2 pseudogenes are annotated in these 530 nt (G+C 57.7%); one reads left to right on the top strand and one right to left on the bottom strand.

The window, feature by feature from the left end:
• A pseudogene (locus EN964_RS38315) lies at positions 1–182 on the top strand (XRE family transcriptional regulator); the annotation flags it as partial.
• Positions 183–187: 5 nt separating this feature from the next.
• On the opposite strand, the pseudogene EN964_RS39050 reads toward EN964_RS38315, so the two are convergent.
• Positions 188–530: pseudogene (locus tag EN964_RS39050) on the bottom strand (peptidase S8 and S53, subtilisin, kexin, sedolisin); the annotation flags it as partial.

The raw sequence follows: 530 nt of genomic DNA, 5'->3' as shown, positions 1-530 counted from the left end.
ATGTTCTCGCGCAGGTGTACCGAATAAACTACGAGCAGCTGATGCAGATGGCGGGCTACGCCGTCACTTCGAAGACTTCGGCGCACAAGCCGGCGCGCAACAGCTTTACAGAGCTCAATCTTTCACCCGAAGAAGACGTCAAACTGTTGGAATATCTTCGGTTCCTTCGCAGTTCGAAATAGCCTCCCTATGTCCGCACCGGAATGTCAACCACCGGCCTGATGGGCTCCAGCACCGTGGCGTATTTTCGTACGATCTGGTCGTAAAGATCTGCGATCTTGCGCGCGCGGACTGTCACGGCGAGTGCGTAGGGAAGCTGCTCGGCCGGCGAGAAACTCCGGCCTTCGAGACGCGCATTGTAGTGGATGTCAAAAGATGGCCGGCTGAGACTCTTCGCGTTGAGCCGTCTGCTCGCGTGCAGGCAATTCTCCCATTTCCAGGCATCGCGGCGCAGTTCGTCTTCCCCGGCGCCGAGTCCGGGGTCGCCGAAGAACGACTTGGTATTCGGGTGAACCTGATCGTCTTTCTTG

Origin of the sequence: Mesorhizobium sp. M7A.F.Ca.CA.001.10.2.1 (genome assembly GCF_003998575.1) — a bacterium.
In the GTDB taxonomy this organism is placed as follows: domain Bacteria; phylum Pseudomonadota; class Alphaproteobacteria; order Rhizobiales; family Rhizobiaceae; genus Mesorhizobium.
This window is presented reverse-complemented; position numbering and strand designations above follow the sequence as displayed.